Genomic DNA, 16,447 nt, shown 5'->3' with positions numbered 1-16,447 from the left:
AGTGATTAGTGAACCATCACGACATCACAGCTCTCATTTACAGGCATCGGCGCCTGCTCTCCGGCAACGGAGGCAGGCGCTTTTTTTTGCGCGTCTGAAATGAGAGAACCGAGAGGCATCACGATGAAGACAGTGAACCATTATGTTCGACCTTTACTGACCGCCACCCTGATCGGCCTGAGTTCCCTGGCCCAGGCCGATATTGGCCCGGCGGAGAAACCCGATCTCAAGCTTGGCTTTATTAAACTCACGGATATGGCGCCCCTGGCGGTTGCCTGGGAACAGGGCTACTTCATGGACGAAGGGTTATTCGTAGAACTCGAAGCCCAGGCGAACTGGAAGGTGCTGCTGGACCGGGTCATCACCGGTGAACTGGATGGTGCCCACATGCTGGCCGGCCAACCCCTGGGCGCATCCATAGGCTATGGCACCCAGGCCGATATCATCACCGCCTTCAGTATGGACCTCAACGGCAACGGTATTACCGTGTCCAACGACGTCTGGGAAGCGATGAAACCAAACCTGGAAATGGAAGGTGATCATCCGGAACACCCGATTTCAGCCAGCGCACTGAAGCCGGTGGTTGAGCAGACCCGCGCCAACGGCGAGCGCTTCCGCATGGGCATGGTGTTTCCGGTGTCCACCCACAATTACGAACTGCGTTACTGGCTGGCCGCCGGTGGCCTGAATCCCGGCTTCTACGCGCCCCAGCGCGGCGATACCAGCGGCACCCTCCAGGCCGATGTGCACCTCTCCGTGACACCGCCGCCCCAGATGCCCGCCACCATGGAAGCAGGCACCATCCAGGGCTACTGCGTGGGCGAGCCCTGGAATCAGCAGGCGGTTTTCAAGGGCATCGGTGTGCCGGTGATTACCGATTATGAAATCTGGCCCAACAACCCGGAAAAGGTGTTCGGAGTCACCGAAGCCTGGGCCGAGCAGAACCCCAATACCCACCTTCGGTTACTGCGGGCTCTGATCCGCGCAGCTTACTGGCTGGACGAAAACCAGAACGCCAACCGGGAGGCCGCCGTGGACATCCTTGCCCGCCCCAGCTATGTGGGAGCCGACAGGGAAGTGATTGCCAACTCCATGACCGGTACCTTCGAGTATGAAAAGGGCGATGTCCGGGAAGTACCGGATTTCAACGTCTTTTTCCGCTACCACGCTACCTATCCGTATCCGTCTGATGCGATCTGGTACCTGAGTCAGATGCGGCGCTGGGGCCAGATTCCCGAAGCAAAATCCGACGACTGGTATATGAAGACCGCAGCCCGGGTGTATCGGGGCGATCTTTACGCCGAAGCGGCCCAGTCACTGATCGAGGACGGCCTGATGACCGCCAGTGATTTCCCGGACTTTGCCCAGGAGAATTTTGAACGCCCCATGCAGGGTGAGCTGATTGACGGCGTCCCTTTCACTCCGCGCGAACCCAATGCCTACATCAACCGTTTCAGTATCGGCCTAAAAGGGTCGGAGACACCGTAAGGGAGGGCCTGACATGACGACGTTAAGCGCAAGAATCAGTCAGTCCATGGCCAGTGGCAGCCGCCAGCTACTTTCCGGTCTGCAACCGGGCGAATGGCTCAGCCAGGGCAAGCAGCTGCTGTTACCACTGGTTGGTATTCTGGTCTTCCTGGGCTTCTGGCATCTGGCCGCGCCACAGGTGGAAACCTCCCTGGGGGCCTTTCCCGGCCCGGTGCAGGTGTGGGAACAATCCGGACAACTGTGGCAGGAGCATATTAGCCAGCGGGAGCGGGCCGATAAGTTCATCGCCATGCAGGAGGAGCGTAATGCCCGCATTCTGGCTGACAACCCGGAGGCAGACGTCCGTATCCGGGCTTACCCCGGCGCACCTACCTTTCTCGACCAGGTGGTCACCAGCCTGCTGACGGTGCTGGCCGGTTTCGCCCTGGCGTCGCTGATTGCAGTACCTCTGGGCATTGTGTTTGGCCTCAACCGGTATTTCCAGGCTGCGGTGAACCCATTGATACAGATCTTCAAACCGGTCTCTCCGCTGGCCTGGCTGCCGCTGGTGACCATGGTGGTATCGGCCACCTATGTCAGTGACGATCCAATGTTCGAGAAGTCGTTCCTGACCTCGATGATTACGGTCACTCTGTGCAGTCTTTGGCCAACACTGATCAACACCAGCGTTGGAGTGGCAGCAGTAAACCCCGACCTGCTGAACGTCTCCCGGGTACTTCGGCTGTCGTTCTGGACCCACGTTCGCAAGGTGGTGTTGCCTTCGTCGGTGCCGATGATCTTTACCGGCTTGCGGGTGTCGCTGGGCATTGCCTGGATGGTGCTGATTGCCGCCGAGATGCTGGCGCAGAGTCCGGGGCTGGGCAAGTTTGTCTGGGATGAGTTCCAGAATGGCAGTAGCCAGTCTTTGAGTCGGATTATGGTGGCGGTGCTGGCCATCGGGTTTATCGGGTTTTTGCTGGATCGGGTCATGCTGTTGATTCAGCGGAAGGTGGCCTGGAATGAGTGACCGACTTTTACCTGTAGCCTCACTTAACCCTGAAATCTCTGACGGCGGAGCATGCCGCACCGGGTGGGTAGTGTCTCCCGGGACACGCGGTGAATACGTCCCTGTAAGCTCCGCAAAAACATCCATGTTTTTGAGGGTCCCGGGAGACACTACCCACCCGGCGCTCGTCTGACCTGTTTAGGGGATCCTGCTATGGCTAAATCACATCTTGAACTAACCGGTGTTGAAATGGCGTTTGATACGCCGAAAGGGCCTTTCATTGCCCTGGACAATGTGAACCTGAAGATCCAGAAAGGGGAGTTTGTTTCACTGATCGGCCATTCCGGCTGCGGAAAATCGACGGTGCTGAACATTGTTGCCGGGTTACTGCAGGCCTCCAGGGGTGGCTGTGTACTGGATGGGCATGAGGTAAATTCCCCCGGTCCCGAGCGGGCAGTGGTGTTTCAGAATCATGCCCTGATGCCTTGGTTAACGGTGTATGAAAACGTGGAGCTGGCGGTCCGGCAGGTGTTTCGCAAGTCGATGACCCGGCAGGAGCGCAAGGACTGGATTACCCACAACCTGGAACTGGTGAATATGGCCCACGCCGCCAACAAGCGGCCAGGCGAGATTTCCGGGGGGATGGCGCAGCGGGTGGGCATCGCCCGGGCATTGGCCATGAAACCCAGTGTGTTGCTGATGGATGAGCCGTTCGGGGCGCTGGATGCCCTGACACGGGCCCATTTGCAGGATTCGCTGATGGAAATTCAGCAGGAGCTGAACAATACCGTGATCATGATTACCCACGATGTGGACGAGGCGGTGCTGTTGTCCGACCGCATTATCATGATGACCAACGGCCCTGCCGCCACGGTGGGGGAGGATCTGCACATTGATCTGCCAAGGCCTCGCAATCGTGTGGCCCTGGCGGACGATGCCCAATATGTGCATTACCGGCAGGAGGTGTTGTCGTTCCTGTACGAGAAGCAGCGCAAGCTGGAGTCTCTGAACAGTCGCCGCGGCAGCAGTGCAAAACCCGAGGCGCCGGCAGCCAGGCATTCAGCTTCGGCCTGACTTTATGCCGGGGCGGGGCACCCCGTCCCGGCCTGGTTCAAGTATCAGCTTAAGACCCCTGCCATGGATACCAGTGCCCGGGCGACTTCGGGCAGTCGCTTGCCCTGGTCCATGGCCAGTTTTCGCAGCAGGCGGTGAGCTTCGTCATTGCTGATGTTGCGGTGTTCCATCAACAGCAAGATGGCCTTTTCCTGGGTACGACGATCTTCCAGAGCTTCTTTGGCACTCTGCAATTCTTCAGACATCTGGCGCAGGCGGCGGGTCTGTTCCTGGACCAGGTCAAAGATGGATCGGCCTGATTGCTGCCCGACACCTTCCCCGGCCCACGTATCGGCAGCTCCGGCCTCTACACCGTTATCGCAAACCACCAGCACGGGCGTTGTGGAGGCATGGCGTTGTTCCAGCGAGGCCAGCAGGGTCTCCTGATGTGCCAGGGAGTGGCGCGCTTCGGTATAGCGCTCCACGCAGCGATGGTGGAAAGCGCTCTCAACCGAATCCTCAATCTTCTTGAGGTCATCCATGCGCTCTGTCATCAGGTTGAACCAGCGGTCGGCCATGTCTTTATCCAGAGACTTATAGGGCCCGACCGAAACGGCCATCTGTCTCATCCGCTCAATTTCCAGCTCCCGCGGGTGAGCGCGCAGGGCTTGCCAGAGCGACAGGCTCTCTTCACTGGCGAAGCCGACAAAGACCTCAAAACACCGCTCCTGCGCTTCAACCAGGTGCATCATGCGCCGTGACAGTGCGTTATCGAAGTGTCCGCTGGAGAACCCCGCGGAACCTGCGGCCCGCTCCTGACCACAATATTCCTTTCCGTTCATGACATGCACCATGGCCACAAGCAGTCCCGCAATCGAAGGCTCTGCCACGGTTTCTGCCGCTTCGAAAACGACCGTAATCAGTTGATGAATACTGTCGCAGAACCACTCCGTGGCCTCCGAAACACTGGCCTCCTGGTCATTCACCCGCTGCCGCAACCCGGGCAGTTGGTCGAGGCTGTGCAGGGCGCTGGCGATGTGCCCGAGCAGTGGGCTGCTGACCGGATGGGTGGTGAGGTCCTCCTGAATGTCTGCCAATGCCTGCCGGAAGGTAGCGGCCAACTGGTCGTTTTCCTTGACCATGGCGGTACGTTCCCGGGCAAAGCGTTGGCAACCGGACCCCAGATAAAGATTGGTGGCGCCTCGCTCCCGTTGCAGGCCATGGACCAGATTGCCCACGCTCTGCACCAACCGCCCCATCTGCAGAAAGTACTCCAGGTTACGGATCTCACACTGGCGGGAGGCCATCAGAAATTCCGCAGCAGTCGCTGTCGCGGTCATACGGGGATGGCGTTTGGTGTTCATGGTGCAGCTCCTGGTGTCGGTACACAGTTGGTTCCTTTCTACCCGGACTGCAGCAATTTACAGGCCAGTCATTCCGGCCCAATCATCGTGCGTTTCGCCCCATCCCGGGGCACCCTTTTGATACCCACGAGCCGGACTCCTTCAGCGGACTCACCTAAGCCATTGAATAATAAAGCCTGAAAAAGTTGGCACGGAGATCGCTAACACTTAGACAAGGACGACTGTCCCGGCCATGGAATCAGGCCGGACCATCAGATCATTGTTGTTGGCATTGGTGCCGGACCATCTGTTCTCTTCGGAGAGCATGATGCTCCGGCTTTTTTCGTTGCTGGAGGCACTCAGTTCCATGGAACACACACAGGATAACCCACTGGTGATCTGCGGCCATGGCATGGTCGCGCAGCGGCTGCTGGAGCAACTGGTAGCCCAGGGGCATCCGTTCAGCCGCATTGTGGTGTTTAACGGTGAGCCCTTCGCTGCCTACAACCGGATCCAGTTGTCGTCATTGCTGGCCGATCAGATTCAGGAAACCGATCTGGAACTGAAACCCTGGCAGTGGTTCCACAAGCACCGAATAGAGGTGCACCAGCATGAGCCTGTCACCCATATCAGTCCGGGCCAGCGCCAGGTAACAACCGCCTGTGGTCGCACCCAGTCCTATCACACGCTGGTGCTGGCCACCGGAGCACAGCCCTCCCGCCTTGGCCTCCCCGGTGAAGACCTTGACGGCGTGATGAACTTCCGGGACCTGGCCGACACCCGCACGCTGATCCGGCAGGCAAAGTCACACCGTCGGGCCGTGGTCATCGGCGGAGGCTTTCTCGGCCTGGAGGCGGCCGAAGGGCTCAGGACCCGGGGCATGGACGTTACGGTGCTGCACCGCAGCGGTCATCTGCTCAACCGACAGCTGAACCCGATCGCTGGCGATATTCTGAAGCAGAAGTTACAGCAGCGGGGGGTGAGTATCCGAACCGGCACCTCGCCGGTCTCCCTGCTCGGTCGGAATCAGGTCCGCGCCGTGGAACTGAGTGACGGCACGGTACTGGCCACGGACCTGGTGGTTATTGCTACCGGTATTGAACCCAACAAGGGATTGGCAGCTGACGCCGGCCTCAACTGTGACCGGGGTATTCGAGTCACTCCGAACCTGATGACGTCCAACCCGCATATCTACGCACTGGGTGAGTGCTGTCAGTTTCAGGAACACACCTTTGGCCTGGTCGAACCCGGTTACGAGCAGGCCCGGATCCTGGCACAGCTTCTTTGCCAGGTGCCGGGAGCCAGAGTATTTGAGCCCGGAGAAGTCGCCACCCGACTGAAAATCAGCGATCTGCCCATTTTTTCCTGTGGCCGGATAGTCCCCGGCGAGCATACCGAAATTGTTGAATGGCAGGACCGAACCCACGCGGTCTACGGCCAACTGCTGCTGGATTGCAACCGGCTGGCCGGCGCCATCCTGCTGGGCGATACCGCCAACGGCCCCTGGTACAGCGAACTGATTCGCTCCGGCGCCGATGTCTCCCGCTACAGGGACACCATCGCTTTCGGCAAAACCTATTGCGACGCAGCAGCCTGATAGGTTGCCAAGAGAGAGGACAGCAAGATGAGTAAACAGACCCTGATCGTGATCGGCAACGGTATGGTTGGCCATCACTTCCTGGAACAGTTCAGCCAGTCCCCGGCGGCCGAGACCTACCGGGTGATCGTGTTCGGTGAAGAGAAGCAGCTGGCCTACGACCGGGTGCATCTGTCGGAGTACTTCACCGGTTCCACTCACGCGGACCTCGCCATGGGCACAGCAGACTGGTACGCGGACCAGGGCATTGATCTTCGCCTGAATGAGCCGGTCACCGCCATCGACCGGAACAGCCGCGTGCTGACGACACCAAAAGGGGAGTACACCTACGATCAACTGGTGCTGGCCACCGGCTCCTACCCGTTCGTACCGCCCATTAAGGGCAACGATCAGGATGGCTGCTTTGTGTACCGAACCCTGGACGATCTGGATGCCATTCAGGCCAGTGCCCAGTCAGCGAAAACCGGTGTCGTGGTGGGCGGCGGTCTGCTGGGGCTGGAAGCGGCAAACGCCCTGAAAAGCCTGGGCCTGCAGGCCCATGTGGTGGAATTTGCCCCGCGCCTGATGCCTGTGCAACTGGACGAGCAGGGTGGCGCCCTTTTGCGCCAGAAGATCGAGGATCTGGGCGTTCAGGTGCACACCGAGAAGGCCACCATGGCCATTGTTCCGGGCAGCGACGCGCGGCTGAGGATGAACTTCGCCGACGACAGCCATCTGGAAACCGATCTGATTGTGTTTTCCGCTGGCATCCGTCCCCAGGATACCCTGGCCCGGGCCTGCGGCCTGGAGGTGGGCGAACGCGGCGGGATTGTGGTCAACAATCAATGCACCACCTCAGACCCGAACATTCACGCTATCGGTGAATGCGCACTCTGGAACAATCGCATCTTCGGACTGGTGGCTCCGGGTTACACCATGGCGCGCACCCTGTCGGCCGCTTTGAACAAAGACACCAGTGCGGCCTTTACCGGTGCCGATATGAGCACCAAGCTCAAGCTGCTGGGGGTGGATGTGGGCTCCATCGGCGATGCCCACGGCCAGACCCCGGGTGCACGCAATATCCGTTTTCACGATGAGCAGGCCGGCCACTACCGGCGCATGGTGGTGAGCCAGGACGGTAAGACTCTGCTGGGCGCCATTCTGGTAGGCGACAACGGCCCCTACGATACCCTGCTGCAGTACGCCCTCAATGGCATTGAGCTGCCAGCCAACCCGGAGGCGCTGATTCTGCCGGAAAGCGAAGGTGGCGCGCCTGCCCTGGGGGCCGACGCCCTGCCGGACACAGCCTCCATCTGTTCCTGCCACAACGTCACCAAGGGCGATATCTGCGGTGCCATTGACGCCGGTTGCTCCGACCTGGGCGGCGTCAAGACTGAAACAAGGGCCAGTACCGGCTGCGGTGGCTGTGCGGCTTTACTGAAGAAGGTGGTGGACAGCGAGCTGGAAAAGCGCGGCGTGGAGGTGTGTACCGACCTTTGTGAACATTTCCCCTACACCCGACAGGAACTGTTTCATCTGGTGAAGGTGAACGGTATCCGCACCTTCCGGGGCCTGCTCAAACAATACGGCAAGGGCCAGGGCTGTGACATCTGCAAACCAACGGTGGGCTCCATTCTGGCCACTTGCTGGAACGAGCACATTCTGGCCACCGACCACGTACCCCTGCAGGACACCAACGACACCTTCATGGCCAACATGCAAAAGAACGGCACTTACTCGATTGTGCCGCGCATTCCCGGCGGTGAAATTACTCCGGACAAGCTGATTGTGCTGGGCGAGGTGGCCAGGGAGTACAACCTGTACACCAAGATCACCGGCGGCCAGCGTGTGGATCTGTTCGGCGCCACCCTGAGCGAGCTGCCGGAGATCTGGGAGAAGCTGATCGCCGCCGGTTTTGAGACCGGCCACGCCTACGGCAAGTCCCTGCGCACGGTGAAGTCCTGCGTGGGCAGCACCTGGTGCCGCTACGGCGTGCAGGACAGCGTGGGCATGGCGATCACGCTGGAGAATCGCTACAAGGGCCTGCGTGCGCCCCACAAGGTGAAGATGGCGGTCTCTGGCTGCACCCGGGAATGCGCGGAGGCCCAGAGCAAGGACTTCGGGGTTATTGCCACGGAGAAGGGCTGGAACCTGTATGTGTGTGGCAACGGCGGGATGCGGCCGCGGCATGCGGATCTGTTTGCCACCGATCTGTCGGATGAGGAGCTGATCCGGACCATTGATCGGGTGGTGATGTTCTATGTGCGCACGGCGGACCGGCTGCAGCGGACGTCGGTCTGGATGGAGAATCTGGAAGGTGGGCTGGAGTATCTGAAGCAGGTGGTGCTGGAGGACAGCCTCGGTATTGGCGAGGAGCTGGAGCAGCATATGGCGGATCTGGTGGATACCTATCAGTGCGAGTGGAGGACCGCCGTGGAGGATCCGGAGAAGCGTAAGCGGTTCCGGGAGTTTGTGAATGCGCCGGAACAGAAGGATCCGGTGCAGCGTTGGACTTCGGAGCGGGGGCAGCGTAGGCCGGAATTGGAGGCGGTTTCTTCGTAGCCTTCTGGTTTTGGGGCGGAGCACGGGGGCCGGGGTAATTTTCTTCTGGAAAAAATAACTCGCTTTGCTCAGACATCTTTTTTCCTACCAGAAAATTACCCCGGCCCCGCGCTCGCAGACATGAGTGGGATAGGCAAATTAAAGACATTGGGATTCAGGAGAACGTTTTATGAAAGCTCGGACTTGTTGGGAAGCAGTGTGCACCGTGGACGATCTGGTAGCTGATTCCGGCATTGCGGTTTGGACCGAGGACGGGCCAGTGGCGGTGTTTTATCTGCCGCACCGCCTGCCGGCGTTGTTTGCCATCAGCCATACCGATCCGTTCAGTGGCTCGAACGTGCTGGCCCGAGGCATTACCGGGGATATCAACGGTGAGCCGGTGGTGGCGTCACCGTTGTACAAGCAGCATTTCAATCTGCGCAGCGGGCAATGTCTGGAAGACGAGAGCGTGCAGGTGAAGGTCTATCCGGTGTTGCTGGACGGCAACCGGATCCGGCTGGAAGTGCCGGTGGCTCAGGCGGCATCGGTGGCCGCCTGAGGTTCGCCTTTCAGCTGATAAATTCGACGTTCTCCGACAGCGGTGCCCTTGGGCTGGTTAGCTGGTTCACCGGGCTGTCGGGGTTGGCGTAGCCGATGGCCATGCCGGCGAAGACTTTGCGGTGTTCAGGCAAGCCCAGGAATTCGCTGATGGTTTTCGGGTACACCGACCAGGATTCCTGGGCGCAGCTGTCCAGGCCTTCGGCGCGCAGCAACAGCATGATGGTTTGCAGGATCATGCCCAGATCGGACCACTGGGGCGGGCCCATGTTGTCGTCGACGGTGCAGAACAGGCCGACCGGAGCGCCGAAGAATTCGAAGTTGCGTTTGAACCATTCGAAGCGGGCGGCTTTGTCTTCCCTGGGGATGTCGAGCCGGCGGTACATGAGTTCGCCGATTTCGAACCGGCGGTCGCGGTAGGGCGATTGCAGTTTTGGTGGGTAGATTTCGTATTCCGGCACTTCGTTGAAACCTTTGCTGACCTTCTCCTGCATCAAGGCTTTGAGTCGGGCCAGAGCATCGCCGGTGACGACGTGCAGATGCCAGGGTTGCAGGTTGCCTCCGGATGGCGACCGGGTCGCCGTTTCGATTACCGTTCGAAGCGTGGCTTCAGGCACCGGGGTATCCAGAAAGTCCCGCACCGAGCGGCGTGACACAACAGCCTGCTGAACATCCATAGGCAAGACTCCACATCATCCAGAACATTGGGTTGGGAACACAATCCTGCATCCAGTATGCGCACAACAGCCGCGCTTGACCACCTCCCGGGCGCCGTATAGTCTGCGGCGAACCCCATAGGGAGAGCCTCAGGTTATGGAAGATCACAGTCAGTTTCGCCTGCTATCCGAGCGACGGTTCCTGCCATTCTTTGTCACCCAGTTTGCCGGTGCCTTCAACGACAACCTGTTCAAGAATGCCTTGTTGCTGCTGGTGACCTACAGCGCCGGGGGCCTGTTTGGCCTGTCGTCGGATGTGGTGGTCAATCTCGCCGCGATGCTGTTTATCCTGCCGTTTTTCCTGTTCTCCGCCATCGCCGGCCAGGTGGCGGACCGGTACGAGAAATCCACGGTTATCCGCTGGATCAAATTCGCCGAGGTGGTGATCATGGGCATTGCCGCGGTCGGTCTCTGGTTTGGCTGGTACGAGGTGTTGTTCCTTCTGCTGTTTCTCACCGGCGTACAATCCGCGTTTTTCGGGCCGGTGAAGTACGCGATCCTGCCCCAGGCCCTGAAAGAATCCGAGCTGGTGGGTGGTAACGCGCTGGTAGAGATGGGCACGTTTGTGGCCATCCTGGTGGGTACCCTGATGGCCGGCGTGATGATGAAAGCTGCGGCTCCCGGCCCCGTGATTGCCATCGCCGTTGCGGTGCTGGCGGTGATTGGACTGGTGGCCGCCTGGCGGATTCCCAGGGCCGAGGCGGCAGCGCCGGATCTGCGTATTCGTTTCCGGCCGCTGCAGGAAACCTGGAAACTGATGGCCATTGCCCGGGACAATCACAATGTATTCCTGAGCATCATGGCGATATCCTGGTTCTGGTTTCTGGGTGCCGCCTATCTGACCCAGTTTCCGAACTTCGCCAAGACTCACCTGATGGGTGACGAAACGGTCGTCACCTTACTGCTGGCGATTTTCACCATCGGCATCGCCGCCGGCTCCATTGCCTGCGAGCGGCTGTCCGGCCACAAGATTGAACTGGGGATCGTACCCATCGGCTCCATTGGCCTGAGTTTCTTCGGCATCGATCTGTTCTTCAATATGCCGGAGCAGCCAATTCCCTCAGACTGGTGGCTGATCATAACCGATCCCCATTATCGCCAGGTGGCCATTGACCTGTTGGCCATTGGTATCTTTGGCGGCCTGTTTATCGTGCCGCTGTATGCTTATGTCCAGCAGGAAACACCACCGGCCACCCGGGCCCGCGTGATCGCCGCCCTGAATATTTTCAACGCCCTGTTTATGGTGGTCAGCGCGCTGCTGGGCATGCTCATGCTCGGCCTGTTCGGACTCACCATTCCCGAGTTCTTCCTGGTGCTGTCGATCATGAACCTGATGGTGGCGGCCTACGTGTACCAGCAGGTACCGGACTTTGCCCTGCGCTTTGTCATCTGGGTCCTGTCCCACACGATTTATCGGGTCACGCACCACAACCTGGACCGTATACCCGAGCAGGGCCCCGTGCTGCTGGTGTGCAACCACGTCTCCTACATGGATGCCCTGGTGATCGCCGGCGCGGTGCGGCGACCCGTCCGATTCGTGATGGATCACAACATTTTCGCGACACCGGTCATGGGCGGTTTCTTCCGCCTGGCCAAGGCTATCCCCATTGGTCCGAAATCGAAGGTGCCGGAGATTTACGAAGCCGCTTTCGACCGCATTGATGAAGAACTCGCAGCCGGCCATGTGGTGTGTATTTTCCCGGAAGGCAAACTCACCAAAGACGGCGAAGTCGATACCTTCAAGCCCGGTGTCGACATGATTCTGGCCCGGCGACCGGTACCGGTGGTGCCAATGGCACTGCGCGGCCTCTGGGGCAGCTTTTTCAGCCATTGTGGCGGGCCGGCCTTCAGCCATTGGCCACGGCGGTTCTGGTCCCGGATTCACCTGCTGGCTGGTCTCCCGGTCTCGCCCCACGAGGCCAGTGCCGAGCGCCTGGAACAAAAGGTCAAAGCGCTGCGTGGAGACGCGCAATAGCCTTTTCGCCGGGCTTTTTGGTGGTGCTGTTACCAAAGCCAATTTTTACCCGCTCGGAGTGGGGTAGTATCGGGGCATAAACCAAGAACAAGGATTGCCCCGTGACGCCCCTGAATCCCACTGACCAGCTCTTTCTCTGGCTGGAAAAACGCCAGCAGCCCATGCATGTGGGCGGCCTCCAGCTGTTTTCCTTCCCCGAAGGCGCACCGGACGACTATGTCGCGCAGCTGGCAGACCAGCTTCGGCAGAAGACGGAGGTGACCGCCCCCTTTAACCAGCGCCTGAGCTATCGCCTGGGCCAGCCGGTATGGGTGGAGGATGAGCACCTGGACCTTGAGCATCATTTCCGCTTCGAGGCGCTGCCCACACCCGGGCGTATTCGGGAGCTGCTGTCGTTCGTATCGGCGGAGCATTCGCACCTGATGGACCGGGAGCGCCCCATGTGGGAGGTGCACCTGATCGAGGGCCTGAAAGACCGGCAGTTTGCGCTCTACACCAAGGTTCACCATTCCCTGGTGGACGGTGTCTCGGCCATGCGCATGGCCACCCGGATGCTGAGTGAAAACCCGGACGAACACGGCATGCCGCCAATCTGGGATCTGCCTTGCCTGTCACGGGATAGGGGTGAGTCGGACGGACACTCCCTCTGGCGCAGTGTCACCCATTTGCTGGGGCTTTCGGGCCGCCAGCTCGGCACCATTCCCACTGTGGCAAAGGAGCTACTGAAAACCATCAATCAGGCCCGGAAGGATCCGGCCTACGACTCCATTTTCCATGCCCCGCGCTGCATGCTGAACCAGAAAATCACCGGTTCCCGTCGTTTCGCCGCCCAGTCCTGGTGCCTGAAACGGATTCGCGCCGTGTGCGAGGCCTATGGCACCACGGTCAACGATGTCGTAACTGCCATGTGCGCAGCGGCTCTGCGTACCTATCTGATGAATCAGGATGCCTTGCCGGAGAAACCACTGGTGGCCTTTGTGCCGGTGTCACTACGCCGGGACGACAGCTCCGGGGGCAACCAGGTAGGCGTCATCCTGGCGAGCCTTCACACCGATGTGCAGGAGGCCGGCGAACGACTGTTAAAAATCCACCATGGCATGGAAGAGGCCAAGCAGCGCTACCGTCATATGAGCCCGGAGGAAATCGTCAACTACACGGCCCTGACCCTGGCGCCGGCCGCCTTCCACCTGCTGACCGGGCTGGCGCCCAAGTGGCAGACCTTCAATGTGGTGATTTCCAATGTCCCCGGGCCATCCAGGCCCCTGTACTGGAACGGGGCGAAACTGGAAGGCATGTATCCGGTGTCTATCGATATGGACAGACTGGCCCTGAACATGACACTGACCAGCTATAACGACCAGGTGGAGTTCGGCCTGATTGGCTGTCGCCGGACCCTGCCCAGCCTGCAACGGATGCTGGACTACCTGGAACAGGGTCTGGCAGAGCTGGAGCTCAACGCCGGTCTGTAATCAGGCCAGCTGATCGGCCCGGTTACGCTCGGAAATCTGGCTGTTCAGGGTCCAGAAATCGTACAGCACACCGATGAAAAACAGGCCGCCGGTGAGCAGGTACAGGATGCCGGTGAGCCATTTGCCCATATACATCCGGTGCACCCCGAAGACCCCCAGGAAGGTCAGCAGTATCCAGCTGATGTTGTAGCTGATCTGGCCATCCTGGAACCGGTAATCAGCTTCCTTGTCCATGGCCGGAATCAGGAACAGGTCAATAATCCAGCCTATGAATAGCAGCCCCAGAGTAAAGAACCAGATGGTGCCGGTCACCGGCTTGCCATAATAGAAACGGTGCGAACCCAGGAATCCGAAAATCCAGAGCAGGTAGCCGATCAGCTTGCTGTGGGTGTCGGGTCTTTCGATCATTGCGGCGTTCTTCCTGTTCACAGTTGGATTTGGTGTGTCACCACAGACGCACAACGAGCGCCTGACCAGTACAATATGGGGGCGAACGCTGGAATCACAAACGACTCTCAGGGTCCCAGATCCGGTGCCGGGTCCGGCCCGTCCTCGCGAAACTCACTGGCGGATTTACCCGTCCACTTGCGGAAAGCACGGCTGAAATTGGACAGATCGGCATAGCCCAGTTCATAGGCAATCTCACTGACTGACTGATTGGTGTAGCGCAGCAACTGGATGGCCCGATCTTTCAGCACGGCCTCGACAATCTCCCGATAACTGGTGTCCCGGTCCGCCAACCGCCGCTTCAGGGTGCGGGAAGACACGCAGAAGCGCTCGGCCATGGCCTCCAGGGAGGGCAAGGGGCCTGGGGTCATCCGCAGCATATTGCGAATCGCCAGCACGATGTCGCCCTGCTCCTTGAGCGCCTTCTGCAACTCGAATTCACACTGGTCCCGGGCCATCCGGGAGGCTTCAGCATCCGCCAGACGCATGCGCACGTCCAGCAGCTTGCGGGGGAAAATCAGCATTTCCTCGGGCTGGCCAAACTCGAAACGGACCGGCAACTGGGCGGCAAACCGCCGGTAATAGGCTGGCTCAGGGCCCCGCAGGTGTACCGACACGCCCGGTAATTTACCCTCTTCCAGGGCAAAACCCCGGGCCTCGGCATCGCTCCGGTCGAGTAGTTGTTCAGTGAGCAGAATCAACGTGGCGCTGACCGTCTCGGCCAGAAACTCGGAGATAGGCGGCAACGCAAACTCCGCGCACAGCTGAACCAGCACCTTGTCACCGGCTATGGACTGTTTCATGCTCAGAAACGGCGCCCGCAGCTGAAGATAACGACGGACAGAGTCCAACGCACCCTCAAAGGTCGGGCTGGTGAGCGCGGCGAAGCCCAGGGTGCCATGGATGGTCAGCCGCAACTCTCTCGCCAGTATAAAGCTCAGGCCATCTTTGCCCGCCACCTCGAGCGCGCGCTGCGCCATCAGAGTGGCGTCAGTGACGAAAACCCGACTGTCGTTGGCTTTCAGGTCCTCATGTGTGAAATCCAGGCCCTGATAAAGCTGGCGGTCGTTGTAACCCAGTTGACGAACGGTTTCAGCCAGTACCCGCAGGTACACCCCGGGCACCAGGAACAACCCCAACATTTGCCGCTCGTTGTCTGCACCGGTACCTGCCATAGTGTGTCCCTGATTGATATTTATCGTGTTTCTGACTCTATCAGAACCGGATTGCCGCCACAGTGGGGCCCGCTGCCCCGACTCCGCTGTCGCCCGGGCCAATCCCCTGTCCCATTGTGGACGATGCCCGTCCCCTTCGCGCATTCAGTATCCGGATTGACTCCGCCACACTGACTTCATGACATCAGCCAAAGCGTTCCGTCGCAAAGGAGTAGAACCATGCTGACCACCACACAAACGAACAAACCGGGCAAGGCCTCCCATACCCCGGACAATGTCTCCATCAAACCCCAGCGCATGGGTTTCGAGTTTGGCGAACAGGTCCCCAGATACTGGGTGGATAACAACTATCTGATCAGTCATACCATGAACGCCCTGTCTGTATTGTTTCCCGAGGGTGAGCAGTTTTTTGTGGACTCGGTCCGGGCGTTTCGGGACCAGATCCAGGACAAGAAGCTGAAAGAGGACGTGCGCGGTTTCATCGGCCAGGAAGCCATGCACTCGCTCGAGCACATCGCCATGAACCAGCATGTCCGCGACCAGGGCATGCCGGTAGAAGAGATGGAGCGGGATCTGAAAGTGATTCTGGACGTGGCACGGAAGCTGCCCAAACGCCACCAGCTGGCCATTACCTGCGCCCTGGAGCACATCACAGCCATGATGGCCGACATGCTGCTGGAGCGTGACGATATACGCGAAGACATGCACGAATCCATGCGCCCGCTGTGGGTGTGGCACGCCATTGAGGAAACCGAGCATAAGGCCGTTGCTTATGACGTTTTCCTCCAGGCTGGCGGTACCTACACCGAGCGGGCGTTTTACCAGGTCTTCAGTACCGTAGCCCTGGGTATTGTCGGCACCTGGTATACCGGCCGCATGGCCCTGAAGGACCGCAGCCATTTCTCCGTTAAGGACGCCGCCAAAGGTATGTGGCGCATGTGGGGCAAAAACGGCGCCTTCTCCAGTCTGATCCCGACCTGGCTGGAGTACTTCAAGCCCGGCTTCCATCCCTGGGACAAGGACAACAGTGAGCTGATCGGTCGTTTCAAGGAACAGATCCAGGACTACATCGCGCCCCAGTACAAGAACGGCAATCGGCGCACGCTGCAGTAATCGTGCAC

At 59.6% G+C, this 16,447-nt stretch carries 13 protein-coding genes; 9 read left to right on the top strand and 4 right to left on the bottom strand.

Going from position 1 to position 16,447, the window contains the following annotated elements; all coding sequences use genetic code 11:
* Positions 1 to 123: 123 nt before the first annotated feature.
* The 3 genes from ACSSVV_RS18715 (at position 124) to ACSSVV_RS18705 (ending at position 3,547) form a co-directional block, all read left to right on the top strand.
* Complete coding sequence (locus ACSSVV_RS18715; protein WP_022993434.1) at positions 124 to 1,488, top strand: CmpA/NrtA family ABC transporter substrate-binding protein; 1,365 nt, start codon at positions 124 to 126, stop codon at positions 1,486 to 1,488.
* Between the two features lie 13 nt (positions 1,489 to 1,501).
* Positions 1,502 to 2,494 (top strand): ABC transporter permease, encoded by a 993-nt coding sequence (locus ACSSVV_RS18710; RefSeq protein ID WP_036149976.1) that lies wholly within the window; start codon positions 1,502 to 1,504, stop codon positions 2,492 to 2,494.
* 192 nt (positions 2,495 to 2,686) lie between these two features.
* The gene (locus tag ACSSVV_RS18705) at positions 2,687 to 3,547 is read left to right on the top strand and encodes an ABC transporter ATP-binding protein (RefSeq protein ID WP_031211742.1); all 861 of its coding nucleotides are present in this window, start codon (positions 2,687 to 2,689) and stop codon (positions 3,545 to 3,547) included.
* Positions 3,548 to 3,591: 44 nt separating this feature from the next.
* Here the strand turns inward: ACSSVV_RS18705 and ACSSVV_RS18700 are convergent, their stop codons facing one another.
* On the bottom strand, positions 3,592 to 4,890 hold the full coding sequence (locus ACSSVV_RS18700) for a nitrate- and nitrite sensing domain-containing protein (protein WP_454106729.1): 1,299 nt from the start codon (positions 4,888 to 4,890) through the stop codon (positions 3,592 to 3,594).
* Positions 4,891 to 5,122: 232 nt separating this feature from the next.
* Here ACSSVV_RS18700 and ACSSVV_RS18695 point away from each other — a divergent pair, with 232 nt between their 5' ends.
* The 3 genes from ACSSVV_RS18695 to nirD all read left to right on the top strand — a co-directional run bounded on the left by ACSSVV_RS18695 (position 5,123) and on the right by nirD (position 9,545).
* Positions 5,123 to 6,466, top strand: coding sequence for an NAD(P)/FAD-dependent oxidoreductase (locus ACSSVV_RS18695; RefSeq protein ID WP_288036750.1), 1,344 nt, complete (start codon positions 5,123 to 5,125; stop codon positions 6,464 to 6,466).
* Positions 6,467 to 6,493: 27 nt separating this feature from the next.
* Positions 6,494 to 9,007, top strand: coding sequence for a nitrite reductase large subunit NirB (nirB, locus tag ACSSVV_RS18690; protein ID WP_454106728.1), 2,514 nt, complete (start codon positions 6,494 to 6,496; stop codon positions 9,005 to 9,007).
* A gap of 169 nt (positions 9,008 to 9,176) precedes the next feature.
* Complete coding sequence (gene nirD, locus ACSSVV_RS18685; RefSeq protein ID WP_023007830.1) at positions 9,177 to 9,545, top strand: nitrite reductase small subunit NirD; 369 nt, start codon at positions 9,177 to 9,179, stop codon at positions 9,543 to 9,545.
* Between the two features lie 10 nt (positions 9,546 to 9,555).
* On the opposite strand, the gene ACSSVV_RS18680 is transcribed toward nirD, so the two are convergent.
* Entirely contained in the window at positions 9,556 to 10,221 is a 666-nt protein-coding gene (locus ACSSVV_RS18680; RefSeq protein WP_023007831.1) for a nitroreductase, read from the bottom strand.
* Positions 10,222 to 10,357: 136 nt separating this feature from the next.
* Between ACSSVV_RS18680 and ACSSVV_RS18675 the strand changes: the two genes are divergently transcribed.
* On the top strand, positions 10,358 to 12,235 hold the full coding sequence (locus ACSSVV_RS18675; RefSeq protein WP_023011991.1) for an MFS transporter: 1,878 nt from the start codon (positions 10,358 to 10,360) through the stop codon (positions 12,233 to 12,235).
* A gap of 101 nt (positions 12,236 to 12,336) precedes the next feature.
* A complete protein-coding gene (locus ACSSVV_RS18670) occupies positions 12,337 to 13,704 on the top strand; it encodes a WS/DGAT/MGAT family O-acyltransferase (RefSeq protein ID WP_011783747.1) in 1,368 nt (455 codons plus the stop codon).
* Here the strand turns inward: ACSSVV_RS18670 and ACSSVV_RS18665 are convergent, their stop codons facing one another.
* Together ACSSVV_RS18665 and ACSSVV_RS18660 are read right to left on the bottom strand one after the other, a co-directional pair.
* On the bottom strand, positions 13,705 to 14,112 hold the full coding sequence (locus tag ACSSVV_RS18665; RefSeq protein WP_011783746.1) for an NINE protein: 408 nt from the start codon (positions 14,110 to 14,112) through the stop codon (positions 13,705 to 13,707).
* Positions 14,113 to 14,219: 107 nt separating this feature from the next.
* Positions 14,220 to 15,326 (bottom strand): helix-turn-helix transcriptional regulator, encoded by a 1,107-nt coding sequence (locus ACSSVV_RS18660; RefSeq protein WP_011783745.1) that lies wholly within the window; start codon positions 15,324 to 15,326, stop codon positions 14,220 to 14,222.
* A 219-nt stretch (positions 15,327 to 15,545) separates the two neighbouring features.
* Between ACSSVV_RS18660 and ACSSVV_RS18655 the strand changes: the two genes are divergently transcribed.
* Positions 15,546 to 16,439: a metal-dependent hydrolase gene (locus ACSSVV_RS18655; protein ID WP_011783744.1), complete on the top strand. Its 894-nt coding sequence runs from the start codon at positions 15,546 to 15,548 to the stop codon at positions 16,437 to 16,439.
* Positions 16,440 to 16,447 lie beyond the last annotated feature (8 nt).

Source organism: Marinobacter sp. MBR-105 (genome assembly GCF_053628895.1).
This window is presented reverse-complemented; position numbering and strand designations above follow the sequence as displayed.